At 61.4% G+C, this 24,618-nt stretch carries 22 protein-coding genes and 1 tRNA gene; 19 read left to right on the top strand and 4 right to left on the bottom strand.

Going from position 1 to position 24,618, the window contains the following annotated elements:
• Window positions 1-16: 16 nt before the first annotated feature.
• Window positions 17-730 carry a S24 family peptidase gene (locus O0880_RS09050; protein ID WP_289886089.1) on the bottom strand — a complete coding sequence of 238 codons (714 nt, stop codon included), beginning with the start codon at window positions 728-730 and terminating at the stop codon, window positions 17-19.
• Between the two features lie 169 nt (window positions 731-899).
• Between O0880_RS09050 and O0880_RS09055 the strand changes: the two genes are divergently transcribed.
• The 19 genes from O0880_RS09055 (at window position 900) to O0880_RS09145 (ending at window position 20,902) form a co-directional block, all read left to right on the top strand.
• A complete protein-coding gene (locus tag O0880_RS09055) occupies window positions 900-1,292 on the top strand; it encodes a FeoC-like transcriptional regulator (protein ID WP_289886090.1) in 393 nt (130 codons plus the stop codon).
• Window positions 1,293-1,316: 24 nt separating this feature from the next.
• Window positions 1,317-1,859, top strand: coding sequence for a hypothetical protein (locus O0880_RS09060; protein ID WP_289886091.1), 543 nt, complete (start codon window positions 1,317-1,319; stop codon window positions 1,857-1,859).
• A 348-nt stretch (window positions 1,860-2,207) separates the two neighbouring features.
• Window positions 2,208-3,413, top strand: coding sequence for a phage tail tube protein (locus O0880_RS09065; RefSeq protein ID WP_289886092.1), 1,206 nt, complete (start codon window positions 2,208-2,210; stop codon window positions 3,411-3,413).
• Between the two features lie 82 nt (window positions 3,414-3,495).
• Window positions 3,496-3,939: a hypothetical protein gene (locus tag O0880_RS09070; RefSeq protein WP_289886093.1), complete on the top strand. Its 444-nt coding sequence runs from the start codon at window positions 3,496-3,498 to the stop codon at window positions 3,937-3,939.
• Between the two features lie 11 nt (window positions 3,940-3,950).
• Entirely contained in the window at window positions 3,951-4,283 is a 333-nt protein-coding gene (locus O0880_RS09075; RefSeq protein WP_289886094.1) for a hypothetical protein, read from the top strand.
• 61 nt (window positions 4,284-4,344) lie between these two features.
• Window positions 4,345-8,988: a phage tail length tape measure family protein gene (locus O0880_RS09080; protein WP_289886095.1), complete on the top strand. Its 4,644-nt coding sequence runs from the start codon at window positions 4,345-4,347 to the stop codon at window positions 8,986-8,988.
• 20 nt (window positions 8,989-9,008) lie between these two features.
• Complete coding sequence (locus tag O0880_RS09085) at window positions 9,009-10,478, top strand: hypothetical protein (RefSeq protein ID WP_289886096.1); 1,470 nt, start codon at window positions 9,009-9,011, stop codon at window positions 10,476-10,478.
• Window positions 10,475-11,329, top strand: a complete 855-nt coding sequence (locus tag O0880_RS09090; protein ID WP_289886097.1) for a hypothetical protein — start codon at window positions 10,475-10,477, stop codon at window positions 11,327-11,329. The genes O0880_RS09085 and O0880_RS09090 overlap by 4 nt, the downstream gene beginning before the upstream one ends.
• Window positions 11,322-11,612, top strand: a complete 291-nt coding sequence (locus O0880_RS09095) for a hypothetical protein (protein WP_289886098.1) — start codon at window positions 11,322-11,324, stop codon at window positions 11,610-11,612. The genes O0880_RS09090 and O0880_RS09095 overlap by 8 nt, the downstream gene beginning before the upstream one ends.
• Window positions 11,609-12,337, top strand: coding sequence for a hypothetical protein (locus O0880_RS09100; protein WP_289886099.1), 729 nt, complete (start codon window positions 11,609-11,611; stop codon window positions 12,335-12,337). The genes O0880_RS09095 and O0880_RS09100 overlap by 4 nt, the downstream gene beginning before the upstream one ends.
• The gene (locus tag O0880_RS09105; protein ID WP_289886100.1) at window positions 12,337-13,206 is read left to right on the top strand and encodes a hypothetical protein; all 870 of its coding nucleotides are present in this window, start codon (window positions 12,337-12,339) and stop codon (window positions 13,204-13,206) included. Before O0880_RS09100 ends, O0880_RS09105 begins: the two co-directional genes overlap by 1 nt.
• A complete protein-coding gene (locus tag O0880_RS09110; RefSeq protein WP_289886101.1) occupies window positions 13,206-14,819 on the top strand; it encodes a tail fiber domain-containing protein in 1,614 nt (537 codons plus the stop codon). The genes O0880_RS09105 and O0880_RS09110 overlap by 1 nt, the downstream gene beginning before the upstream one ends.
• A 170-nt stretch (window positions 14,820-14,989) precedes the next feature.
• Window positions 14,990-16,633, top strand: a complete 1,644-nt coding sequence (locus O0880_RS09115) for a hypothetical protein (protein WP_289886102.1) — start codon at window positions 14,990-14,992, stop codon at window positions 16,631-16,633.
• Window positions 16,634-17,191: 558 nt separating this feature from the next.
• Window positions 17,192-17,620: a hypothetical protein gene (locus O0880_RS09120; protein WP_289886103.1), complete on the top strand. Its 429-nt coding sequence runs from the start codon at window positions 17,192-17,194 to the stop codon at window positions 17,618-17,620.
• A complete protein-coding gene (locus O0880_RS09125) occupies window positions 17,617-18,132 on the top strand; it encodes a glycoside hydrolase family 19 protein (RefSeq protein ID WP_289886104.1) in 516 nt (171 codons plus the stop codon). The genes O0880_RS09120 and O0880_RS09125 overlap by 4 nt, the downstream gene beginning before the upstream one ends.
• Window positions 18,129-18,455 (top strand): hypothetical protein, encoded by a 327-nt coding sequence (locus tag O0880_RS09130; RefSeq protein WP_289886106.1) that lies wholly within the window; start codon window positions 18,129-18,131, stop codon window positions 18,453-18,455. Before O0880_RS09125 ends, O0880_RS09130 begins: the two co-directional genes overlap by 4 nt.
• An 8-nt stretch (window positions 18,456-18,463) precedes the next feature.
• Window positions 18,464-18,760 carry a hypothetical protein gene (locus O0880_RS09135; RefSeq protein ID WP_289886107.1) on the top strand — a complete coding sequence of 99 codons (297 nt, stop codon included), beginning with the start codon at window positions 18,464-18,466 and terminating at the stop codon, window positions 18,758-18,760.
• Window positions 18,761-19,247: 487 nt separating this feature from the next.
• On the top strand, window positions 19,248-20,747 hold the full coding sequence (locus O0880_RS09140) for a nucleobase:cation symporter-2 family protein (protein WP_289886108.1): 1,500 nt from the start codon (window positions 19,248-19,250) through the stop codon (window positions 20,745-20,747).
• Between the two features lie 68 nt (window positions 20,748-20,815).
• Window positions 20,816-20,902: transfer RNA gene (locus tag O0880_RS09145), tRNA-Leu, on the top strand.
• 336 nt (window positions 20,903-21,238) lie between these two features.
• Here the strand turns inward: O0880_RS09145 and O0880_RS09150 are convergent.
• From O0880_RS09150 to O0880_RS09160, 3 genes are all read right to left on the bottom strand, one after another.
• Window positions 21,239-23,536, bottom strand: a complete 2,298-nt coding sequence (locus tag O0880_RS09150) for a TonB-dependent receptor (protein WP_071326359.1) — start codon at window positions 23,534-23,536, stop codon at window positions 21,239-21,241.
• A gap of 438 nt (window positions 23,537-23,974) precedes the next feature.
• Window positions 23,975-24,364 (bottom strand): nuclear transport factor 2 family protein, encoded by a 390-nt coding sequence (locus O0880_RS09155; protein WP_289886109.1) that lies wholly within the window; start codon window positions 24,362-24,364, stop codon window positions 23,975-23,977.
• The gene (locus O0880_RS09160) at window positions 24,364-24,576 is read right to left on the bottom strand and encodes a hypothetical protein (RefSeq protein WP_071323125.1); all 213 of its coding nucleotides are present in this window, start codon (window positions 24,574-24,576) and stop codon (window positions 24,364-24,366) included. Before O0880_RS09160 ends, O0880_RS09155 begins: the two co-directional genes overlap by 1 nt.
• Between the last annotated feature and the right edge of the window lie 42 nt (window positions 24,577-24,618).

Consider the following 24,618-nt stretch of genomic DNA (forward strand, 5'->3'; position numbering starts at 1 on the left):
TCGGTAAATTCCGGTATCAAATCCGGTCGCTTTCCTTGCGCACGACGCGCCCGACGATCAGGCATTCGTTGCCGCGGCACAGCTTGCGGTGGTATTTGCGCTGGTCCGGGTTGTCCGACGTCAGCCACCATTCGCCGATATCGCGCGCCATGCGCTTGACCACCGGCTCGCCTTCGTAGTTGATGGCAAACACCACGCCGTCGGCCGGCCGGCTGTCGGCCGTGTTGATGATCACCACGTCGTCCTCGTACAGGGCCGGCTCCATGCTCTCGCCCTTGACTTTGATGGCCACCAGTTTTTCAGGGTGGTAGCCGTTGCGCTCGACCCAGCTGCGCGGCACGCTGATGGTGCTGCCGTCGTGCGTTTCCGGCTCGATGGCAAAGCCCGTGATGCCGGCCGACAGGCGCAGCTTGACCTTGCGGATCGGGTAGAAGCGTTCATCTTCGCCATCTTCCACCACCACGGGCTGTGCGCCGGCCAGCGCGCGCGCCGCCATGGCTGCCTGGTCGGGCGCCGCGCCCTGGTCGAAGTACATGGCTTCCAGCTGCAGGTCGGTTTCCAGCTTGCGCGCGATCTTTTCGCTGAAGGCGCGGCCTTCGCGGTAGGTGGGCGAAAGGATTTGCGAGATGCGCGCCTCGCTCCAGCCGCTGGCATCGGAAATTTTCTTGCGCGTGTTGTCGTAGCGCTCGCGTATCAGGGCCAGCAGGCGATCGCGTCTGTATTGATACATATTCATCTCCACATTAAACCTGAAATTTACCGTTTGATAAATTACCAAATGCTTGACTTTAACATTAGCGATTGATAAAGTCTACCTGTTGCCTGTCGCAAATTCGCACAAGAGCGTCTGCCGGCTGGCGACACCACGGGAGGTCAGGCAGATGTTGAACAGCAGTCAGATGGTTGAAAGCAGGGCGGCGCCGCGGCAGGGGCGCCAGTTACAGGGACGCAGCAAGAAGTCGCAGCTGCATATCGCCCGCATCGCACAGTACATCCGCGAGCAGGGCCAGGCCAGCGCGGCGCAATTGTCCGCCTTGCTGGGACTCGATGCGGGCACCATGAGCCGCTATTTGCGCCACATGTGCGGCATGGGGCAGATCCACCTGGCGCAGCGTCACTGCACGGAACCGGGGCGCCAGCGGCCCGCCCTGTATGCGCCGGGCGAGCAGGACGACGAAGTCGACGGCTGGGCCGAATTGCCGCCGCAGGTGCGCCGCACGGCCAGCTGGCCACGCGGCACGGCCAGCCGTGATCCGCTGGTGGCGGCGCTGTTCGGCCCGGCGAGCAACTAATACAAGCATCAACGAGGAGAAATCATGGGGTTTGCAGAAAAATTCATCGCATCGCTGTCATCGCAGAATTTGCGCGACGATGCCGTCCACCACGACCTGGATGTCATCGCGGCGGCGGCGCTGGCCGGCGACATGGGCGCCTTGCTGTGCCGCGTCAAGTATGCGGATGGCACCGTCAGCCGCCTGTTCGAGGGCAACGCCGGCAACCTGGCGCAGCTGCTGCGCGCATGGACGGCGGCCGTCACGGCAAAAGGCCGCGCGCGGCGCTGGGTCAAGGCGCATACGGCCTGGGATGCGCAGGCGGCCAATACCCTGTACCGTCGCGTGGCCGAGGCATCGCTCGCACACTGGCTCGACAGCAAATGCAAGGTATGCCATGGCACGGGAATCGTCGCCGCCGTGCCGGTGGGCATGCCCGTCGTCTGCAAGGCCTGCCATGGCAGCGGCGAGGCGGCCATCAGCTGCTCCGGCGGCTTTGAGCTGGAACGCATCAAGGACATGGTCAGCGAACTGGAAGGCATCTTCCAGTCGCACGGCGCACGTGCCATGCGCCGGCTGGGACACTGAAAAAAAATCTGCAATATGCCTGGCGATGCAAAAAACGCCCCTACAATAGAGTCTCGTTCAGGCAGCAACAGCAGCAACACATGTCGTACCGCAGCACCGCAAGACCACATGCTTCTCCACTCGTAATAGACGCACCTCTGGTGCGACACCGATAGGGGAAATCAGCGCAGCGAACCGCCTTCATGGCCCACTTCGCCCATTTTTCGTCCGGCACGGCCCCGCGCCGTCCGCACGCCAGCCCGCCGCCTCACCGCGTGCGGGTTTTTCATTTGTCTTCCTGATTATTGGCAGTTCCCTCCCAAGACCGCATCTGCGGTCTTTTTTTTCATCCCACGAAAGGTATTACTTATGGCATCGACAGCAAACGGCATCGACAGCTTGATCGTTATCAGCAAACAAACCGCGGAAGGCAGCAAGGCCGCCGCCGGCGGCGGCCAGATTTATCCCCGCGTCACGGCCACCTTCGACACGGAAGCGGACAAATACGCGAGCGCCGAAATCGACGCCAGCCAGCAGCAGGGCGATACCCGCCTGGGTAACTTCCGCACCTCGGGTGCCATCAAGGCGGAAGCGGCGTGCGGCACGTATGCGCCGCTGATGGCCGCGCTGCTGCGCCGCGACTTTACGGCCGGCGGCGTCGCTGCGGCGCAGACCACCATCGCCGCCGCCGCCACGGGCCTGATCCGCAGCGCCGGCTCCTGGCTGGCCGACGGCTTCCGCGCCGGCAGCGTGGTGCGCATCAGCGGCATGACGGCGCCAGCGGCCGCCAACAACGCGAAGAACTTCTTCGTGACCTCCGTCACGGCCACCAACCTGAATGGCCAGTTCATGGATGGTTCGGCGATGATCGTCAAGGCGGCCGGCGACTCGGTCGGCGTGGCGGCAGCGGGCAAGCGCAGCTTCACTCCGCTGAGCGGCCACACCACCGACTGGTTCACGGCCGAAGTGCAGGATCCGAACATCGGCGTGCACCGCAGCTTCGTCGATCAATTGGTCAGCAAGATGGATATCGCCGTGCAGCCGAACGGCATCACCAGCCTGGACTTCACCCTGATGGGCAAGGCGGAAGGCCCGACCACGGCCGTGCCGCATTTTGCCGCGCCCCTGGCCGCGCCGGGTACCGGCAAATTCTCGGGCGCCACGGCGATGCTGTCGGTGAACGGCATTCCGTCGCAGATCTGCACCGGCATGTCGGTATCGCTCGATGGCCAGGTCAAGGTCGATCCCGTGATCGGCTCCAAGTACGCCACGGCAGCCTCGCGCGGCAAGGTGATGGGCTCGGGCCAGTTCACGGTGCTGCTGCAGGACGCCACCTACCTCGACTACTTCAAGGCCGAGACGGAAATCCCGCTGGCCTACGCCATGGCGTCGGGCACGGCACCGACCGCCGACGTGCTGGCGCTGGCCATGGGCCGCATCAAGATCACTTCGGCCAAGATCGACGATGGCGAGAAAAACAAGATCGTCACCTGCGCCTTCGACGTCCTGCGCTACAAGGGCGCCGACGCGCAGCATGAAGCGACCACGCTGACCATCCAGGACAGCGCGCTGTAAGCGGCTAACACCTGCTTTGGGGCCGCCATGAGGCGGCCCTTTTACTTTTTATCCCATTGAATTCATTCAGAAAGCGGTACACATGAACAACGCACAAAAAATCCAGGCAGGTTTCGACATTGGCAACATCAACGCGGTGGCCGCGCCCGTCACGTTCGACGTGCCCGTCATCTTCGACGCGGACGGCGAAGCGGTGGCCGGCCTGACCATCGTCGGCAAGAACAGCGAGCAATACCGCGTGGCCAACAATGCCGTGCGCGCCGAAGGCTACAAGAAATCTGCGCGCCGCAAGACGGCCATCGACGCTTCCACCGACGAAGGCGCCGAACTGCTGGTGCAAGCCATCGACGGCAACCAGAAGCGCCTGGCGCTGGCGGTGGTCACGGGCTGGTACGGCTTCACCAGCAATGGAGCGCCCGTGCCGCTCGACGCTGTCCTGCTGGAAGCGGCCTTTGAAAAATACCCGACCTGGCAGGAAAAAGTCACGACGGCGCTGGAAAACGAGTCGAATTTTTTGAAACTCTGACGGCCAGCCTGTTGCGCTACGCCGGCCACCAGTTCGAGCGCGGCGCGAGGGCGGCCGATGGCCATGCCAAGGGTGAGCATATCGACGCCGCCCGGCGCCATCCGCTGTACCGCGCGCCACCGGAACCGGAGGCGCCGAGCATGCCGTTCGAGCTGGCCCACGTGTGGGAGTGGTTTGCGCAATTGAACCGCAAGCGGCAGAACGGCATGGCCGTCAATCCCATCGCCAGCACGGAAATCCTCGCCTGGCAGGCGCGCCACGCCATCGCCATCGAGCCGTTCGAGCACCAGTTGCTGGACCAGCTCGACGCGCTGTTTCTGTCGCACCAGCACGCGAAGGCGTAGCAGTGCGCCACCGCGCACCACGCCGCCGGCAAGCCTGCTGGCATTTTCCAACCAGGCCGCCATGCGCGGCCATTTTTATGGGCCAACCATGCCAGAAATAACGGAAATATTAATTGTTGTGAATACGGCGGAGGTAAGGGCGGGCACGCAGGCGGTCAGCGACCTGGCCGACGCCAGCGGCGAGGCTGGGCACCAGGTCCAGGATGTCAACGCCAGGATGCGCGACTCCGAACAGGTCATGCGCGCGCAGGCTGAAGCGGCTCGCGCGGCGGCAGACGCGTCCAAAGTCCTTGGTGACGAAAGCAGTGACGCCTCGGATGCCTTGTTCAAGGGCATGACCGCGCTCGAAGGCTTTGCCAAGGCATCGCTGAAAATCGGCGAAGGCGGCATGAACGCCGATGTCGGGAAAATCAAGGATGGCCTGGGCGAACTGGCGAATGCCTCCGGCCTGACGGAACTGGCAATCACGCGCCTGGGCGCGGGGCCGGTATTGGCGCTGCAAATGCTCGCGGAAGCTGCCGCATTTGCAGCGAGTGCCTACGTGAAGGGTCAACAGGAGTCGGATAATTTTGCCAGGGCAATGCTACTGACAGGCAATTCGGCTGGCATCACGGAAGGGCAGTTCAATGACATGGTCAAGTCGATTGCCAATCTCGAGAACGCAGGTATGGGCGACGCGCGCGTAGCCTTGCAAACATTGCTGGAAACGGGAGAGTTTACGGGCGAGGCCTTGTTGTCGGTTGGCGCTGCCGCTGTAGCCACGGCACAGAGTACAAATAAGCCAGCAGCGGAGGTTGCCGCGAACTTTGCCACGATGGCTGACGGTGTTGTGAACTGGGTCGATACCCATGCCGAGGTGTATCGAACACTGGATGCCAGCCAGTACCAGCATATCAAGACGCTCGAGGAGGAGGGCAAGACCCAGGAAGCGATGATTGCGACGGCGAAGAATTACAACGAGGAGCTGAAAAAACGCGGCGAAAACCTGAGCATTGTTGGTACTGCGATGCGGGCCATGAAGACCCTCTGGTCGAATGGCGAAGATAGTGTCAATGGCATGGGACGCAGGACCACAACGAAACAGGAGATCGAGCAGCTCGATCTGGAAGTTGCGTCGGCCAAAGTCACCGGCCATACCAGCGTGGGCACGCATGAAGGCATGGGAATGAGTGGCAAGGAACTGCAGCGCTATCTTGAGCAGAAAGCAAAGGAGCGGCAGGTGCTGGTGACCAGGTTAGACCAAGAGAAAGAGGTTGCTGATGCGCAGCGCGGAGTTCAAGAAAAAAATCATGCACAAAAACAAGCACAAAAGGGCATTGACGCAATCACTGAGATTTATGCCCAAAAAATTAGCCAGGAATCCGCATTACTTGAAAAATACAACAAACACGTTGCCACACTGAATGGAACGCCACTGGCGGTTCCCAAGGCAGAGCAGGAAAAGATGCGCGCCGACATTCGTGCTGCATTCAAGGTTGCGCCACCTGCGCCCGCCTTTGGTTCTGACGATCGCGAGGCAAAGCGTGCCGGGCAGTTGCAAGCCATACAAGATGAATTGCGCCTGAAAACGGAGGGCTATGAGCAGAGCGCCAAACTCGATGAATTGCATCGCAAGGGGGGCGACTTAAGCGACGAGCAGTACTTTGAACGTCGTAAGAACGCCATTCGCGAGCGGGGCAAGGCGGAAGCGGATGCCTACCAGAAGCAGATCGATGTGTTGAGCGCCTTTAAGGCTAAAACGCCGCAAGCGGTTCAGGAAAACAGGAACAAGATCGCCGAGGCTGGCGCCGCCAAAGAGCGGGTGGAGCCGAAGATGCAGGCCGAGTTGGCACAGGTGAATGAAATCGCGCGCCAGCAAAGTGCGGAAACGCTGAAGAAGCGGGAAGAGGATGCGAAGGCCAAAAAGGACAAGGACCGCGCCGATGCCAAGGCGGCCGACGAGCAGCAATGGAAAGAGGCGGCAGATGGTGCCAAGGCCCTCGGTGATGCGCTGGAAAAGGCTTTCGGCAAGGTGGGTGGCACGATAGGCAAGGTGACTTCCGCGCTGGTTGAGCACAAGAAGGCCCAGCAAGACATTCAAAGAACCCTGGCGAACGCGAAGGACGATGCCAATGGGGACAAACCTAAGGAAATCGCCGCGGAATCGAAAGCGCAGCTTGATTCCACGCAAGCCCAGATGAAAGGCTACAGCGACATGGCCGGTGCCGCGGCCGGCTTCTTCGACGAGCAAAGTGCCGGCTACAAGGCGTTAACCACGGTTTCCCAGGTATTTCATGCGGCCGAAGTGGCCATGACCCTGGCCGAACTGGTGCCCAAGGGTATCAGCGCAGTACTGAGCCAGGGCTCGGGGGACCCTTATACGGCGTTTGGCCGCATGGCGGCCATGGCGGCGATCGTGGCTGGCCTGGGGGTGGCGATTGGCGGTGGAGGCGGAGGCAATGTCGACGTTGCCAAGGAACGCCAGAAAGCAAATGGTACGGGTACCGTGCTCGGTGATTCATCCGCAAAAAGCGATTCGATCGCGCGCAGCCTAGCCATCATGGAAAAAAATTCCGGGCTGGGCCTGGCGCATACCATTTCGATGGACAACTCGCTGCGCAAGCTGGCTGCGGGCATCGGCAACCTGGCCAACCTGCTGGCACGCGAATCGGTAGCGACGGGAGCTGGCGGGGCCGCTGCAAGCGTGCAGACGGGGACCAAGGCTCTGGGAGGTACGATGGGCATCCTGGCCGGCACTTCCGCTGGCGGCGTGGGCGGCGCCATGCTGGGTACCTATCTGGGCATGGGCATGGCGGCCATTGGCGGCCCTATCGGATTGGTACTGGGCAGTGTGGTGGGGACGGTATTGGGCAGCGTTGTTTCCAAGCTGTTCAACACCTCCAAGACGGTAGTCGACCAGGGCATTACCGGCAAGGCCATGAATCTGGGCCAGATCGAGGATATTGGTTTTACCGCGCAGTCGTACGCCGATGTCAATACCAAGAAGAAAGCGCTGGGTTTTACTTATAGCAATAAGAATAAAACCGAGACGGCAGAAATGTCCGATGATATCAATCGGCAGTTCACGATGATTATCGTCAGCATGGGCAACGCCATTCGAGGGGCCGCCAACGTCATGGGCGTGGCTGGTGGCGATTTCAATGCGCGGATGGACAACTTCAAGGTCGATCTGGGCAAGATCAGTTTGAAGGGGCTGTCGGCCGAGGAGCAGCAAAAAGCACTGGAAACGGCATTCTCCGCGCTGGGCGACAAGATGGCTGATGCTGGCGTGGCCGGTTTGCGCAATTTTGCCAAGATAGGCGAAGGCGCTTTTGAAACGCTGAACCGCATCGCCAACGACTTCCAGCAGGTCAGCGACGTTTTGTTTGTACTGGGCAAGTCCTTTGGCGTGAGCGGCATGGCCGCCGTCAAGCTGACGGAAGACTTGATCGATGTGGCAGGGGGCCTGGAAAAGCTGACGGGTGGAACCTCGTACTTCTATGAGAACTTCCTGTCTGAATCCGAAAAAATGGCGCCGATCACCAAGTCGGTCAACGAAGCGATGGGCAAGCTGGGCTTGGGTGGCGTTACCACGATGGATGGCTTCAAGGCTGCCGTGCTGTCCGCTGCCGATGGCATCGCCATCGGAAAAGAAGGTTCGGCCGAATTGTATGTAGCGTTGCTGTCCCTGGCGGAACCTTTCAAAAAGGCGGCCGAGTATGCGGCGGACCTGGCTGCTGCTACGGGCGAGTATGCCACGGCGGCGAAAACGGCCGCTGAAGTTGCCAGCGAGCGTCGCGGCCTGCAATCCCAGCTGGATAGTCTGACCTCGACCACGGCGCAATTGCGTGCCAGGGAGCGTGCGCAGATCGCGGAGGCGAATCGTGCGCTGTACGACGAGGTGACGGCACGCAATGACCTTACCGCCGCCTACACGACGCAATCGGACGCCCTCAAATCCACCATCGACCGCCTGAAGACGTTCTCGGACAGCATACGCTCCTTCAAGGATTCGCTGCTGCTGGGCAGCCTGTCGACCCTGACGCCGATGCAGAAAATGGCCGAGGCGCAGCGCCAGTATGAGGAAACGCTGGCCAATGCGAAGACGGGCGACGCGGCGGCGCAGTCGGCGCTCACGGCGGCGGCCACCGCCTACCTGACGGCGAACCAGGTGGTGAAATCGTCGAGCGATTCCTATGCCGCCGATGCGGCGCGGGTGCAGGCCGACCTGGCGGCGCTGGCGGCGATTGCCGGCACGCAGATGAGCGATGCGCAGAAGCAGTTGACGGCGCTCGACACGCAGGTGGGCCAGTTGATCAATCTTAACAAGACGGCGGTGGGCATCCAGGAAGCGGTCGATGCGCTGGGCGCCGCATTGCGGGCCGGCGGCAAGGCCGACATCACGCAGGGCATGCAGTTTGGTGCCGGCTTCGGCATGCCGCTCGCCGCCGCTTTTGACGAAGTGGTGGTCGATGCGCCGGCGGCGCAAGCCATGCAGCGCTACTTCAGTGCCGGCGACGGCGCCAACGAAGCGCTGGTGGCCGAGATCAAGGGCTTGCGCGAGGAAGTGCGCCAGCTGCGCGCCGACCAGGACCAGCAGACGGGCGCCATCATCAGCAGCAATTACGACGCCAATGAACGCGCCGCCGACAAGGTGTCGGCCGGCGCCTCGGAAGCGGCCCGGGCCTCGGTCTGGGCCAGTCAATCGAAAGCGAGCATAGTATGAATGAAACCTTGAGTGAGGCCATGAGCGACGCGCAGTTCACCGCGTGGCTGCGCAGCACCTCGGCGCGCCGTCTGGTGCTGATCGAGGTGGCCGTGCGCAGCGGCGCCACGGAAGTGACGCGCTTCCTGAGCACGGGCGCGTATGTCACGGCGCCCGACGATACGCCGCCCAACCTGGCGTACCAATCCATCGTCTCGACGGGCATGCAGTTCACCGAGCAGCTGTCGCTGGGCGGCGAGGCCAGCCTGTCGGCGGGCGATATCGAGATCCACAACCCGTCCGGCATCCGCGACGGCTGGCTCGATGACGTGTGGATGAACCGGCCGATCCGCGCCTGGATCGGCGACCCGCGCTGGCGCCGCGGCGACTTCCGCATGATCTTCAATGGCGTGGTGGCCGACATCGCGCCAAAAGGGCGCGACAAGCTGGCCCTGAAGCTGCGCGACAAGCTGCAGCGCCTGAACACGCCCGTCAGCGAGGCCAAGCTGGGTGGCGCGACGCCGAACAAGGACGCCGTGCTGCCGCTGACTTTTGGCGAGGTGCACAACATCACGCCGCTGCTGGCCGATCCGGCCCTGCTGCAGTACCAGGTGCACGGCGGCGCCATCGAAGCCGTCATCGAGGTGCGCGACAACGGCCTGCCGGTGCGCATCACGGCGGACAACGCCAGCGGCAAGTTCACGCTGGCGGCGGCGCCCGCCGGGACGGTCACTGTTTCAGTGCAGGGCGACCGTCCGGCCGCCTACGCCAATACGGTGGCCGCGCTGGTGCGGCGCCTGGCGACTGCCTACGGCAAGGCGGGTGACCGCTTTGCCGACAGTGACCTCGACGTGGGCAATCTCGCGGCTTTCGATGCCGCGCATCCGCAAGCCGTCGGCCTGTTCCTGGCCGGTCGCACGAATGTGCTCAACGCTTGCCAGATGCTCGCGTCCAGCCTGGGCGCACAGCTGGTGATGTCGCGCCTGGGGCAGCTGCGGCTGCTGCAAATCAGCCTGCCGCCCGTCGGCTCGCCAGCGCAGGTGGGGCCGCAGCACATGGTGGCGGGCACCCTGACGCCTGTCAGCCGCAGCGCGCCGACGGCATCCGTCAAGCTGGGTTTCTGCAAGAACTGGACGCTGCAAACGGGTCTGCTGACTGGTATTCCGGTCCAGCACAAGGATCTGTTTGAAACGGAATGGCTGACGGCCACCCACTCGGATGCCGGCGTGCAGGCCGATTACCGGCTCGATGCGGAACCGGTACAGCAGGACACCATGCTGCTGCGCCGCGTCGATGCCGAGGCCGAGGCGCAGCGCCGCTTGGCGATCGGCCGGGTGCCGCGCACGGTCTATGAATTCGACGGCACGGCGGAAATGCTGGCGCTGGAACTGGGGCAGGCCGTGACGGTGACGCATCCGCGCTTCGGCATGGACAAGGGTATGCCGGGCCAGGTCGTTTCGCTGGCGCCTGACTGGCTGACGGGACACGTGAAAGTGGGGTTTATCGTATGAGCATCATCATGAATGACCGCGACGCGCTGCTGCAGGCGACGTCGCCACGCCTGACGGCACCGGAAGCGGGCGCCGCGCTGCTGCTGACGGTGGATACGCCCGTGTTTCACGTCAGCACCAGCGGCGCCGGCGCGCCGGCCGCCGTCAATTTCAAGGCCACGCAAATCAACCTGCCCGGCATCGTGCAATTCAGCTGCAGCGCTGGTGGCGTTCTGAGCGGTAGCGGCAATACGCGCAGTCTGGTCTTCAACGCCATGTCGGTGCCGCAAGTCACCGTCACTGCTACCTTGCTGCACGATAGCGGCGTGACTTTTACGGCGCAGCAGATTGTCAACAAGGTGCAGGACGGAGCAAATGGCGTACCCGGTTCGAATGGCTCAAATGGCAGCAGCGGCCGCTCGGCGCGCCTATGTTTCACCTTGATCGACGGCTATGCACTGGCCTTCAACCCAACCAGCGTGACGGTACCTGGCGATGCCTATCCGCCAATCGGGACTTGGGGCGAGACACGTGCCTGGGGGGCTGCCATCAATGGCGCGCCGGCGGAACGGCAGGTGTGGTTCCAGTCCAGCGGCAGCTACGACCCCGTATCGAACCAGACCGTATGGACCACGCCCTTTCAGAGCTATGCGAAATTTGGTTCGCTTGAGGCGATTTCGACCAAGACGGGGGCGTTGACATTCAGTGATACCTGCAAATCAGCCAATGGAAATGTAGTGATCAATGCGGATGGCACGTTTTTCTTGCGCTCTGGTGCTTCCGCGAATCGCATCGAAATCAATGCCAAAGGCTTTTATGCCTTTAACGGGGGCGCCAAGCCTGTTATCGAGCTAGGGTGGCCATATGAGTGACGCAGTCCTGATACTTCGAACGGCAGCGGGGCAATTGAAGTTCGATTCCCGGCATGCCGCTGGCGGTGTTTGCCTGGGTATTTTTGCGATTCCGGTAGAAGGTATTTCGCTGGAATTTCCCACCCTGCCGCGCGGGAGAACGCCGATTGTCGTGTATAGCGATGGTCAGGGCCATGCGAAGTGGACGTATGACGAAACACGGGGCTATCCGCGTTTTTCGTTCGCGGCCTCGGGTTTCAACCCTGTTGGATACAGCGTGACTGCAGGAGTGTATTTAAAATGAACAACATTCTTCGAGTACGCAATACTGCGGGCGATCTCGTCGTCGATAGCGATACGCTGGGAACGGAGTGCATAGGCAAGGCTTCGTTCAGCCGCATCGTGCAGCCATATCAGGAGTTTTCCGCTCGCCAGTCAGGCTGGTCCAACTATACCTTTGCCAGTGACCGCACGGTGCTTTGGGCGATGGGCATGCCGCCTGGCCGGCGAGTCGGGATCCTCGGCACCTCCTATCTGAATGGGCTACATACCGTGGCTGTCTATTGCGGGGCAAATCCTGACGGGGATGGTTTTGACGTTCAGGAACCGGTAGATATATGGGCTTTTTCCACGTTATTGGATAGCAAACCCTCGCCTTTCGGCCTGATTTTGCGGCATAGCGTCACGGGCAGACTGACCCATGATTTTGGCCGCCCCAATGTCACATTTCCCATCGCTGGAGGAGACCTGGATTCCCTCGTTCAATTGCCGGCGGTGGGGCGCCCAGTTGCCATCGGCAATAGCCCCTTCCGTCATGTCAGTTATTCCCCATATGACCCTGATGATCCTCGAAGTGGATACGTCAAGACCGATACGCGCAGGTTTTTGATCCGATATGAGAACAATGCCGTCGCGTATTCATCCGGCACGACGCACCGTTCCAGTAATGAAAACGGGCCTATGCCTGAGGACACTACTTTCACCGAGCCGTCGCCATTTTTTATCATTGATGGCACCTTCTTGCCTTAGTGAATAACACTTTGTTGAATCAAGGGAAAGAGTACCTTATGACGAATTTACGCATCATCCACCACAATGCGGCTGACCTGGCCGCGATTACGGCGTCCAGTCAGTCGGGGGCACTCACCGTGGTGAACCTGTTGACGGACATTAAGTCCGAAGTCTGGCGCTCCACGGGCATGCACGCCACCCTGAGCGCCGTTTTCCCCTTGGCTTCGCTGATTGGCGCAGTGGTGCTGCCATTCTGTAACTTGAGCTCCGCGGCCACCTTGCGCGTGCGCGGCTATGCGCTGGCAGTCGATGCCACACCTGCATTTGACACGGGTTTCGTGCAGGCCTGTGCTTACCAGCCGCTGGGTGCCTGGGATTGGGGCCTTGAACCCCTGGGTGTCAATGCGTTCGCCTATGGCGGCGGCGTATATGGACGCATCTGGTTTGCGCCGGCATGGGTGGAAAAACTGGAGATCGATATCGATGATCCGCTCAATCCTGCTGGCTACATCGAAGCTTCGCGCCTGGTTGCTGGCATGTACTGGTCGCCGGAAAGCAATGCCGATTATGGCGCCTCGGTGACGGCGGATGACGCCAGCCAGCACTACCGCAACGAGGGCGGCGATTTGTTGACGAACGTGGGGCCGCGCAACCGCAAGCTGGCGCTGAGCCTGAATACCATGTCACCGCAAGACCGCAGCAAGTTGATGGCCATCTTGCGTGGCAATGGCAAATCGCGCCCGATATTCGTCAGTTTGTTTCCGGAATCTGCTGATCCCCTGCTGGAACAAGACCACCAACTGTACGGCAAGCTGCCCGAGGCGGTTGCCATTGCCACGCCGCAATTCGAACGTTATTCGGCATCCATCACAGTGGAGGAGATCTGATGTCTGCCCCTTTCTATCCAGGACAGACCGACTATCTGTGCAAGCTCAATGACCTGGCACTGGCGCAGGATATCGCCGAAATTCCAGGCAATGCCGCCGCTGCCGCCGCCAGTGCCGCCGCCGCGGCACTGGCCGCTACCAGCGCCCATGTAGATGCGGGTAAAGCATCTGTGCAGGCCGTATCCGCAGGCGCCGCGTTTGCTTCGTTCGACGCGCGCTATCTCGGTGCCAAGGCGTCTGCGCCCACGCGTGACAATGCCGGGGCAACACTGTTAAACGGCGCAATCTATTGGGATACCGTATTGAATGGCGGTTGTCTGCGCGTCTATCAGAATGAGCAATGGGTGGACGTGCCCACGAATACCGCCGAGCAAGTGACCGTCACCCCTGTGGGGGCCATTACTTCAAGTAATGTCCAGGCAGCGCTGAGTGAACTCGATGCCAAGAAGGTTGCCTTGACGCAATTGGCCAAGGTTGCGACGACAGGCAACAAGGCTGACGTAGGCCTGGCATACGTGGATAACACGACAGACCTTAACAAACCAGTCAGCAGCGCGACACTATCGGCGCTGAATGCGATGGATGCGAAAAAGGTCGACGCTTCGAGAGTAAGTAATGTCGACAATACGTCTGACCTCGGCAAACCAGTCAGTATGGCAACCCAGGCTGCGTTGAGCAGTAAGGTCAATGCAGCCGATATGAACGCGGCGCTAGCTGGCAAGCAAGCTAATTTGGGATTTGCTCCTGTTCAGCAAGGCGGCGGTTTTGGCCAAGGGAGCAATAAGGTATTTCTGGGATGGTCCGAATCAGGCCTCAAGCTCACCGTGGACGCTACTGATTTGGGAAGCATGGCCTTGCGAGGGCAGCCTAATCGCTGGACGGATGTGAATTACTTCATGAAAAGACCATATCTGGAGTTTCCGGATGTCGAGCGGATTACAAACAGCATTCCGGGTATCGGCCAGGTTTCCGTATGGGGAGCGACGGCGGATTGGCCGCTGTGTGTGTTGAACCGGGCAACAGATTCCTGGTCGTTGGTGGTCACGAACACTGGCGATGTCCAGGCGGCGCGCGATCTGACGGCCAATCGCAATCTGCTGGTGCAGAACGGCTATTTTGCCCAGGATGTCCAGGCCAAAAGAACGCAGGTCTTGGTGCCGCATGGCGAGGGCGACCCGCGTATGGAAATGATACGCCAGGGTGCTTGGGGCAGGACATGTCGTCTCGATAGTAATGCAATGATTGTTTGGGAAAGCACAGCGGGAACTACCGCGGCTTATCTGGACAATGGCGGTACTTTGTTTGCCAGCAGCTTTAATCAGATATCGGATGAACGCCTCAAAGACTCATGGGATGAACTTGATGAAGATTGGCTGGTCAAGCTGGCGTTGACCAGGGTGGGTACCTATTGCTTGAAGGCTACAGGCGAACGTCGGATCGGCGTATCGGCACAATCTTTGCAAAAGTCCACACCTGTTGCCGTGAATGCCGACATAGACGGGATGCTTTCCATCGATGCTATCGGTACGGCCATTGCGGCGAGCGTAAGACTGGCCGCCAAGGTGTGCGAACTGGAACAGCGACTGGCGCAACTAGAGTCCGGCTTTGCATAGTAGGTGTGCAGTCCGGTGCCTGCGCCATGCCTGTTGCTACGGATAAGTATCGCAGCCGGATGATGGCTCGCAGGTATCGGCGCCGCATCGTACGCAAAGCTGTTCAGGACGCAACTTCCTTGGTTCCTGGCTCTTATCTTATTCGTCATCTATTCCGAAAGGGAAATATCATGTCAGCTAATTTCTATCCGGGCCAGACCGACTATCTGCGCAAGCTTAACGAACTGGCGCTTGTCCAGGACATTGTCGATATCCCGGCCATTGCCGCTGCCGCTGCGGCCAGCGCGGCAGCGGCAGAACAGGCGGCGACTGGCGCCAGTGCGGATGCGGCCAGTGCGTCGGCATCCGGTGCCTTCGCTTCTGCCGCCTTCGCCTCGTTCGACGCCCGCTATCTGGGGGCCAAGGCCCTAGCTCCTGTCAAAGATAACAGCGGTGGCGTACTAGTGGATGGTGCTTGCTACTGGGACACAGTGTTGAACGGTGGCTGCCTGCGCGTTTTCCAGGCCAACGTCTGGGTAACGGTCCCCGCCAATGTGGCATCGCAGGTGAGCAGTACCCCGGCGGGTGCGCTGCTGGCGACGAACGTCCAGGCGGCGTTGAGCGAGCTTGAACTGAAAAAAGCGGCGACGGCCAGCTTGGCCAAAGTGGCCACTTCTGGCAACAAAGCAGATATTGGCCTGGGCAATGTAGACAATACATCCGATGGTGCGAAGCCTGTCAGCATTGCACAACGGGCGGCGCTTGATGAAAAAGCTGCCCTTGCCGGTAGCGCAGCACAGCCCTTTAACTTGGCCAGCATCAATGGTGGTCCCGTAGGCGGTTCACGCAACCGTATTTTGAACGGCTCTTTCCGCGTCAATCAGCGCGGGGTGACGGGAGCATCCACGGACAATGTGTATATCGCGGACGGCTGGCGCACGGGTATTTCGGCATTGCTCAGTGCTTTTGCGAACTGTGGAGTGAACTACAACGGCCCGGTGTCATCGAATGGATATCCTGGTGCTTACATTCAAACCGCGAAAGTGAAAGCATCTTTAGCTTCAGTCGATTATGTGGGCCTGGGCACCGGGATTGAAGGCGTCCACATTGCAGACTTTCTTTTCGGTACTACTGCAGCAAAAAGTATTTCGGTGTCCTTTCGTGCCCACGCCAGTGAGGTGACAACAATAGCAGTCACCGTTCGTAACGGTAATAGCGACCGTAGCTATGTGGCCCCGGTGACATTGGCCGCCGGCCCAGGTTCTTATGTCGTAGTCATCCCCGGCGACGTTTCCGGTACCTGGCGAAACGATACCGGTCCGGGTTTGTCATTATGGTTCTTCGTGGCATGCGGAAGTGAGTTTCATGCACCCACGGCGAATGTTTGGAGCGCTGGCAATAAGTTCGGTCATAGCTCTGTATCCAATATGCTCAATGTGGCCGAGCGATTCATCACTATCTCGGACGTACAACTTGAGAAAGGTCCCGCTACGCCGCTTTGCGTCGAGGAACCTGGAGCATTGCTGGCTGCCTGCCTACGCCGTTGTCGAGTAATTAACCTGGCCATGGGCTATGTAAGTTCGGCAACGCATGCCCGGTTCATACATCATGGCGTACCTATGCGGGGTGCCCCGGCGATGAGCTTTAATGGCCCACAAACTGGTGCTATCGGTAATGTGGTAGGCGAAAATGGTACGCCAACAAATATTCTTTATACGCAGGTATATCCTGACGGTGCGCTTTTCTGGGGATGTAATACAGCTGCCATGCCAAATGTCACGGCTGGCATGGCAACTACCTATTTGGGCAGCATGGTCGCGAGTGCCGACCTCTAGTGCTCAAAACGGACTCTGCAGATTTTGGCTCAGGTCTGCCCAGACGTCGTACAAAGCCGGATGTCGTGGTTTGTCATAGCCACCGGCTCTTTCTCCGGTAGCCGACCTGGCCTCAGTGGGCGTCAATGTGGGCATGCTGCAGCCGCGTCCGGAAGCAGAACGAGGGCCAGAAAGGAGGTCTCCAGGGCCACTGTGCCGGTGATCGCGAACGCCGGCATGTGGCAGGATGCCGAGGTCATGGTCACCTTGACGCCACGCAGGGAAACGAACTCAAAAGATCGACTGCATGGCCGTCACTTGTCGCGCGCGGGTCATTGTGCTGGATGCCCAGGCGGACGGTTACATCGTGCCGGTACACGGAAGCCGCGGGTACCAAGGGCATCGCCATGCACGAGGACGATCTCGCATGCCGCAGTACTTGTGCACGGCCGGTCGGGTGATCCCGATCAAGCCGAACGGCGGAACCTTCGTGATGGTCAATATCGTGTAATCAATCAGCAATCAACTCCCCAACCCGCTCCGGCGGGTTTTTTCATTTCCACCACCTGAAAGGCAATCATGGCCATCGAAACCACCGCCGCCGGCGGCGCACTGATCAAACTGTTTGGCGTGCCCGTGCTGGCCGGCGCCGCCGCCACCTCGCTGGGCTTCATGTTCATGTGGCCCCAGTCGACGAAGGAGGCGTTCATCCGCTTTTGCTCCAGCATCATCATTTCCACTTTTCTCGGCCCCGTCCTCGTGGCGGCCGTGCTGTCCTGGTGGCCCAGCCTGTTCGACAGCGCGAAGACCGTGGCTGGCCTGTATGGCGGCGATCCGGCCACCGGTTTTTTGTTCATCGCCGCGCCGCTGATGGTGGCGGCCGGCTTGCCCGCCTGGTGGGTGCTGGGCGCCTGCGTGCGCTGGTTCGACAAGCGCCGCGGCAAGGATATCGGCGAACTGGCGGCCGATGCGGCCGCCGTCGTCAAGGACGTGCGAGGCGTACTGTGACGGGCGCCCAATTGATACAGATCATGCCGCTGGCCGGCCATCGCGCTAACCTGTTCCTGGCGTACTTGAACGCAGCGATGGCGGAATTCGGCATTAATACGCCGCTGCGCCAGGCCGCGTTCCTGGCGCAGGTGGGCCACGAGTCTGGCCAGTTGCGTTATGTGCGCGAACTGGCCAGCGGAGCGGCGTACGAGGGACGCGCCAATCTCGGCAATGTCATCGCGGGCGACGGCGTGCGTTTCAAGGGCCGCGGCTTGCTGCAGGTGACGGGACGCGCCAATTATGCGGCGTGCGGCGTGGCGCTGGGTCTCGACTTGCTGGCCAGGCCGGATTTGCTCGAGCAGACGGCCTATGCCTGCCGCTCGGCGGGCTGGTTCTGGCAATCGCGTGGCTTGAACGGACTGGCCGATGCGGACGACCAGGAAAAGGTGACGCGCCGCATCAATGGCGGCGTCAATGGCCTGGCCGAGCGACTGGCCCTGTACCAGACGGCGCGCAAGGTGCTCGCATGAAGCCGCCATTGGCCGTGCTGGCCATGCTGCTGTTGCTTGGGGCGGCTGTGTTTTCCGCCCAGCGCTGGGGCCGCGAAGCGGGCCGTGCCGCCTGCGCCGTGCAAGTAGAGGCGATGCAAGCGGCGTCGCGGCGCCAGAATGATGCCTTGAAGGTGATGCGCGAGGAGGGCGCGCGCCGCTCTGCGCGGGTCCAGCAGGCGCTGGCCGGTGCGCATACCGGGCAGGTGGACGCGCAGGCGGCTGCCGGCCGCATCCTGGCGCTGCAGCCAGATGGCGACGCCTGCCGCGCGGCCGAGGCATTGATCGCCAGCGAGTTGCCATGAAGCCGTCGATGATGCCATCGTCCAGGAGGGCGCCAGGCGTATCCGGCTTGCCGCGCGGTTGCCCGCTGTTTGCCTGTCTGATGTTTGTTGTCTTGCTCAGCGGCTGTGCGGCAGGGCCAGCGGCGCCGGAACCGTGGCCGGTAGCTCAGCCGTGCATCACGTCGCGGCCTGTGGCGCCAGCCTTGCCGCCGGTGCCGGCCCGCGGCATCTTTGCGCAAGTGCAAGCCCTGCTGGCGCGCGAACACCTGCATGCCGCTTATGCGCGGCAACTGGAGGCGCTGCTGGACGCTTGCGCCAGCAACTGAGCAACTGAGCAGCTGGGCTTCCAGTTTCTGGATTTCTGCTTTCAGTTGTCTTCTGGCGCATGGCGCCTGACAAAATCGTGGCGAGCAGAAGGAAGGCTTGGCGCCTCCGCTGGATCAGAAGCACGGCTGTACGAAGGTAAGGGGCGCCGCGTCAGTGAGCATCGCAGATCGTCAATTCCACATGCAGCAGGTTTTCATAGCGCATAGCGGTTCTTGGCCCACCTTCTGCCACCGGCTGGTGCACAGGGCACGCCGCCATGCCAGAAAACAGTGCGTCCGGTGCCTGACGTTGCGATGGTGACGGGTTTTCGCACAATGGCTGTATACAATCGGCCTGGCACGAAGCGTGCATGGCTTTCCTTGCCTGTCCCATCTCAAGGAGCTTCGCATGCCTCATCCGCCGCTGCCGTATTCCTGTCGTCCAGCATTCCTTTCCGCATCTATCCCCGCCCATCGCGGTTGTCGCATGACAGGAAGGGGAGCGTAAATGGCCTCGCCCCGCTTGAAGTCGATCCACCGCCGCAGTGCCGGCGCCACCGTGCCAGCCATATCGCCCGTCGATGAAATACTGCCTGCCGGCAAGCTATTTACCCTGGGCCTGCAGCATGTGCTGGTCATGTATGCGGGCGCCATTGCCGTGCCCTTGATCGTGGGACGTGCTCTTAAACTGCCGCCGGAGCAGGTGGCCGCGCTGATCAGCGCCGACCTGTTCTGTTGTGGCCTGGTGACCCTGATCCAGTCGCTGGGACTCGGCAAATACTTCGGCATCCGCCTGCCCGTGATGATGGGCGTGACCTTTGCCGCCGTCAGCCCCATGCTGGCCATGGCCGGCGATCCCGCTCTGGGCATCACCGGCATCTTTGGCGCCGTGATCGGCGCCGGCGTCGTCTCCATGCTGATCGCCCCCTTCATCAGCCGATTGCTGGCGTTGTTTCCGCCCGTCGTGACGGGCAGCATCATCGCCGTGATCGGCGTGTCGCTGATGCGCGTGGGCGTCAACTGGGCCATGGGCGGGCCGCCGGCCATGGCGCAAATTGCCGACCCCGCCTTCGTCAAGATGGCCGCTGCCGCCACGGCGGCCGGCTTGCCCGCGCCAGCCGGGTCCGCGCCCATGATCGCCAATCCCGGCTACGGCGCGCTGGACAACATGGGCATCGCCTTCTTTGTGCTGGCCGTCATCTTGCTGGTGGCCAAGTATGGACGCGGTTTCCTGTCGAATATTGCCGTATTGATTGGCATCATCGCGGGCACGGCCCTGTCATTCGCGCTGGGTAAGGCCGATTTCGCCAAGGTAGCCAGCGCCCAGCTGTTTGCCATTGTCACGCCGTTCCAGTTCGGCATGCCGACGTTCGACCTGGTCGCCATCGTCACCATGAGCCTGGTGATGATCGTCGTCATGATCGAATCGCTGGGCATGTTTCTGGCGCTGGGCGACATGACGGACAGGCGCATCACGCAAGCCGACATCAGCCGCGGTCTGCGCGTCGATGGCCTGGGCACGTTGATCGGCGGCATCTTCAACACCTTCCCCTACACCTCGTTTTCGCAAAACGTGGGCCTGGTGGGCGTGACGGGCGTGCGCAGCCGCTGGGTCTGCGTCGCGGCCGGCATCATTTTGCTGGTGATGGGCGTGATCCCGAAAATCGCACAGGCGGCCGAAGCCGTGCCCGCGTTCGTGCTGGGCGGGGCAGGGCTGGTCATGTTCGGCATGGTTGCCGCCACCGGCATCCGTATCCTGGCCGGCGTCGATTACAAGAGCAATCGCAACAACCTGTTCATCGTGGCCCTGTCGATCGGCTTCGGCATGCTGCCCCTGGTGGCCGAGCAATACGCGCAGCACATGCCGAAAGCCCTGTCGCCGCTGTTGCACAGTGGCATCTTGCTGGCGGCCGTCGTTGCCGTGCTGCTGAACCTGTTCTTCAACGGGGTGGCGTCAAGGGAGGAAGCGCAGGACAAGGCCAGGGAGAGCAGCCACGGCAGCGAGTGACGGCGATATGCCAATTGCCGGGCAAGATGGTGTAATCGGTATCACTTGTGCTAGAATCTTGCCGCGCTGCCCGGATGGTGAAACTGGTAGACACTGGAGACTTAAAATCTCCCGCCTGTAAGGGCGTGCCGGTTCGATTCCGGCTCCGGGCACCAAGCGCGCATGCCATTTTCCAAGATAGTGATCACTATTTTGCCAGTCTTCGCCAGTGCCGTAAAACCGGCTTTGTTCCGCAAACGTGCCCCTGCACTGATATTCTCGGCTTCATAGGCTGCCTCGGCCATGCCGAACATCGTGCGCCGCCGTCGTTGCTGTTGAAACAGCAAAGAGGGCATGCCGTGGCCAAATGTCGCCACCGTTTGCCAAAATTTACCAATGCATTTGGCGAAATGGCTTTCGGGCAAGCCTGGATGCATGGAATGGGCAAAAGGCCGTTCAACTCGCATTGAACGGCCTTTCTGGCAGCGCGGATTTCCCCTATTTTTTAACCCTCAAAACGACGCCTTGAACTGTACGCCATACGTGCGCGGTTCGTTGACGATGCCCGTCAGGTTGTCGAAATCGATCGCGCCCAGCGACTGGATCTGGTTGGTGATGTTGCGGCCGTAGGCGGCGATTTCGTATTTGTCCCATTTGTAGCCGACGCGCAAGCCGCCTTCCAGCAATTCCTTGGCCTTGTATTCCTTCGCTTCATACAGGAAGAAGTTGTAGCTGGTGCGGTAGGACCAGTCCGTGTAGGCGAAGAATTCGCCGTTGGCGACGGGGATGCTGTATTTCAGGGTGAAGTTGGCTTGCCACTCCGGCGCGCGCGGCAGCGGATTGCCGTCGATGTAGGCCGTGCCTTTGAACGGACCCAGCGGGTCGGTGACGGTACAGCCGCTGGCCGGGTTGTTCTGCGCATTGCCGCAGCTTTGCACGAACAGCTTCTTGTCCTGGATTTCCGTGTGGTTGTAGCTGCCGCCCAGGGTCATGCTGAGCGAGTCGCTGAGGTTGGCCTGGAAGTCCAGTTCCACGCCCTGGCCCGTGGCCTTGTCCGCGTTGATCAGCTGGTTCATGTTGACGGCGCCGCTGCCGGCCGTCAATTGCTTGTCCTTCACGCGGTACTGGAACACGGCCAGGCTGAGGCGCGCGCGCTTGTCGAACAGGTCTTGCTTGATGCCGGCCTCGACGGACAGCGCTTTTTCGGCGCCGGCAAACGAAGGGCGGTCGGCCAGGCCGTTCAGCCGGCCCTGCATCGACGGTGCGCGGTAGCCGGTGGCGATGCGCGCGTAGGCGTTCGTTTCCGGCGTCAGCACATAGGTGCCGCTCAAGTCCCAGCTGACGTTGTGCGAGGTGTCGTTCAGGTTGAACGGACCGGCCGTGGTCGCTTCCACTCGCTTGGCCGAGAAATCCTTCTTGTCCGTCGTGTAGCGCAGGCCGGCGCGCAGTTTCAGCGCGTCGGACACCGTGTAGTTGAGAGAGCCGAAGGCCGCGTACGACTTCGAGCTCTGGTTTTGCGTGGCGTAGGCGCTGTTTTGCGGATTGCCCGGCGCCAGGCTGTTGAAGCTGATGCTGTCGATCTGGATATCTTCCTTGAAATAGAACAGGCCGGCGATCCATTGCAGCGGTCCCTTGGCGCTGGACTCGGCGCGGAATTCCTGCGAAATCTGCTTGTGGTCCGGGATCACGTCGGCCGTTTCCACGACGAAGGGGATGAAACCCGGGCCCATCGGGGGCGCGTACACGGCGCCGTAGCCGCCGTCGACGTCGGCGCGGCTGTAGAAATCGAGTTTTTCATAGCCGGTGATCGAGTGCAGGGTCACGCCGTCGAGGTCCCATTTCAGGCGCATGCTGCCGCCCTTGGTTTTCAGGTGCTGGCGGTTGATGCCGTCCGTGGGATAGGAGCCGTAGTCGAAATTGTCGACCAGGTCGTTGGTGCCCTGTTTCAGGATGTTGGCGCGGAACAGCGTCGCCGTGCCATCGAGGTTGCGCGCGTGCACGTTGAACAGGGCGCTGAAGTCGCGCGTGGGCTTGACCAGCACCTGCAGGCGGGCGGCGCTGTCTTCATAGCCTTCGAAGTCGCGCGTGCCGGTGGGGCGCGGGTTGTGCACGCGGTCGTCGCGGCGCTGCGTCTGGCCGGAAAAGCGCAAGGCCACGGTGTCGCTGACGGGCACATTGAACGCGCCTTCCAGGTTCTTCATGCCATCCTTGCCGAAGCCGCCGCTCAGGTAGCCTTCCGTCTTGAAGACGGGCTTGGCGGAATCGAACTTGATCACGCCGGCCGGCGAGTTGCGGCCGAACAAGGTGCCTTGCGGGCCGCGCAGCACCTCGACCTGGTCCACGTCAAACACGGGGAACCCCTTCAGCATGGCGTTTTCCTGCACCACGTCGTCCATCACCAGGCCCACCGGCTGTGAGGCGTTCAAGTCGAAGTCGGTATTGCCCAGGCCGCGGATGTAGAAACGGGGGAAGGTGCGGCCGTAGTCGGACTCGACGGAAACGCTGGGCGAGCGGCTGTTGAGGAAGCGGATGTCGGCGCCGCCTGCCGTCAGCGTGTCGAGCTTGTCGCCCTTCAGGGTGGCGATCGACATGGGCACGTCCTTGATGTTTTCCGCGCGTCGCTGCGCCGTGACGATCACCGTTTCCAGCTGTCCCGGCCCCGCCTGCGCGACGGCAGCGGCGGGCGTGCCGGCGGTCGCCGCCGGAATGCTGTCCTGCGTCTGTCCCTGCGCCATCGTCTGCAAGGGGAAGGCGGCAGTGATGGCCAGGGCGATCAGGGTGTGGCGGACTGTGCTGGCATGCGGTGTCATCATGAAACGGCTCCTATCGGTCGAGGTTGTTCGAAAGGTCCAGGCAGGCGTTGCTTGGCTGGACGAAAAGTCATGCTAGCACGGAAAGTTTTGGTATTCATGCCATTTTCCAGGCGCAACAATTCATATGAAATTCGACTGAATAGACGAATAAAATCGTATTTGTCGTCAATATCAGGCGGGTGCATAGTGGAGAGCCGGCAGGCGTGTCCGGCCGTGCATTGTGCTGCGCCTGGCGCCGCTGTTCCCTGTGGCGGCGCAAGACAAGGGCGATCTGGCCGTGCCGATCACGTCGTCACGCTCGTAATACAACACGGATGCAGCGATTTTTTTTCGCGACGGGCTTGTTGTTGCCGTGCGACAGGCCAGACTCCCGATTGCGCTGCCAGTGTGCGCTGGCATGCCGGCAGCGTGTACTCATGGAGAGGGATGGGGCGCTCAGCCGGGAATCGGCGTGCCCTGATGGAAAGCCATTTGCCAGCGGCCATCGCGCCACTTCCAGAGCGAACTGCGCCAGCTGGCGCCGGCCGGCAGGGCGGCGCTGGCGTGCCGCAGGCAATGGTAGGTGACGAAGGCCGCGTCATCGGCCAGCCAGCGGGCCTGGAACTGGCTGATGCTGCGCTGGCAGAATTGCTCCTCGGGCAGGTCGGCGAGGGTGGCCGCGCGCGTCCAGCGATTGCCCGAACTGCCGAACTCGACGAATTCCTCGGCCAGCAGCGCGGCCAGCCTGGCGCTATCGGCGCGCACGGCCTGGCTTTGCAGCGCCGTCTCCAGTGCCAGCAACTGCGCGGCCAGGTCCGCGCCGCCACGTCCTGCCGGTGGCGTCATCAGATGGGGAAGGCGCCCGCGCCCGAGACATTCAGGCAGGCAACCTTGTCGCTGGAAAAGTATTTGATCTGCCCCAGGCCGATCGCGTAGCAGCCATCGCTCAGCGGCGAGATGGGGCCCGTGAGTTTTTCGCCGTTGACGAGGGTGACCACCCACGGCGTGGTGGCCGGTTTGCCCGCGTGGGCCAGTGCGTGTTGTACGACATCGTTCATGGTGTCTCCCTTTTTTGTTGATCTACATGGCGGCCTGCTGGC

The organism is Janthinobacterium sp. SUN118, from assembly GCF_030397695.1.
Lineage (GTDB): Bacteria > Pseudomonadota > Gammaproteobacteria > Burkholderiales > Burkholderiaceae_D > Janthinobacterium.

What these genes read in the sequence shown, in the direction of transcription:
- O0880_RS09065 (WP_289886092.1), top strand. Translation starts at nt 2,208, where the DNA reads ATGGCATCGACAGCAAACGGCATCGACAGCTTGATCGTTATCAGCAAA.
- O0880_RS09115 (WP_289886102.1), top strand. Translation starts at nt 14,990, where the DNA reads ATGTCAGCTAATTTCTATCCGGGCCAGACCGACTATCTGCGCAAGCTT.
- O0880_RS09120 (WP_289886103.1), top strand. Translation starts at nt 17,192, where the DNA reads ATGGCCATCGAAACCACCGCCGCCGGCGGCGCACTGATCAAACTGTTT.
- O0880_RS09085 (WP_289886096.1), top strand. Translation starts at nt 9,009, where the DNA reads ATGAGCGACGCGCAGTTCACCGCGTGGCTGCGCAGCACCTCGGCGCGC.
- O0880_RS09150 (WP_071326359.1), bottom strand. Translation starts at nt 23,536, where the DNA reads ATGACACCGCATGCCAGCACAGTCCGCCACACCCTGATCGCCCTGGCC.
- O0880_RS09135 (WP_289886107.1), top strand. Translation starts at nt 18,464, where the DNA reads ATGATGCCATCGTCCAGGAGGGCGCCAGGCGTATCCGGCTTGCCGCGC.
- O0880_RS09060 (WP_289886091.1), top strand. Translation starts at nt 1,317, where the DNA reads ATGGGGTTTGCAGAAAAATTCATCGCATCGCTGTCATCGCAGAATTTG.
- O0880_RS09080 (WP_289886095.1), top strand. Translation starts at nt 4,345, where the DNA reads ATGCGCGGCCATTTTTATGGGCCAACCATGCCAGAAATAACGGAAATA.
- O0880_RS09050 (WP_289886089.1), bottom strand. Translation starts at nt 730, where the DNA reads ATGTATCAATACAGACGCGATCGCCTGCTGGCCCTGATACGCGAGCGC.
- O0880_RS09095 (WP_289886098.1), top strand. Translation starts at nt 11,322, where the DNA reads ATGAGTGACGCAGTCCTGATACTTCGAACGGCAGCGGGGCAATTGAAG.
- O0880_RS09070 (WP_289886093.1), top strand. Translation starts at nt 3,496, where the DNA reads ATGAACAACGCACAAAAAATCCAGGCAGGTTTCGACATTGGCAACATC.
- O0880_RS09160 (WP_071323125.1), bottom strand. Translation starts at nt 24,576, where the DNA reads ATGAACGATGTCGTACAACACGCACTGGCCCACGCGGGCAAACCGGCC.
- O0880_RS09100 (WP_289886099.1), top strand. Translation starts at nt 11,609, where the DNA reads ATGAACAACATTCTTCGAGTACGCAATACTGCGGGCGATCTCGTCGTC.
- O0880_RS09090 (WP_289886097.1), top strand. Translation starts at nt 10,475, where the DNA reads ATGAGCATCATCATGAATGACCGCGACGCGCTGCTGCAGGCGACGTCG.
- O0880_RS09055 (WP_289886090.1), top strand. Translation starts at nt 900, where the DNA reads ATGGTTGAAAGCAGGGCGGCGCCGCGGCAGGGGCGCCAGTTACAGGGA.
- O0880_RS09140 (WP_289886108.1), top strand. Translation starts at nt 19,248, where the DNA reads ATGGCCTCGCCCCGCTTGAAGTCGATCCACCGCCGCAGTGCCGGCGCC.
- O0880_RS09130 (WP_289886106.1), top strand. Translation starts at nt 18,129, where the DNA reads ATGAAGCCGCCATTGGCCGTGCTGGCCATGCTGCTGTTGCTTGGGGCG.
- O0880_RS09155 (WP_289886109.1), bottom strand. Translation starts at nt 24,364, where the DNA reads ATGACGCCACCGGCAGGACGTGGCGGCGCGGACCTGGCCGCGCAGTTG.
- O0880_RS09110 (WP_289886101.1), top strand. Translation starts at nt 13,206, where the DNA reads ATGTCTGCCCCTTTCTATCCAGGACAGACCGACTATCTGTGCAAGCTC.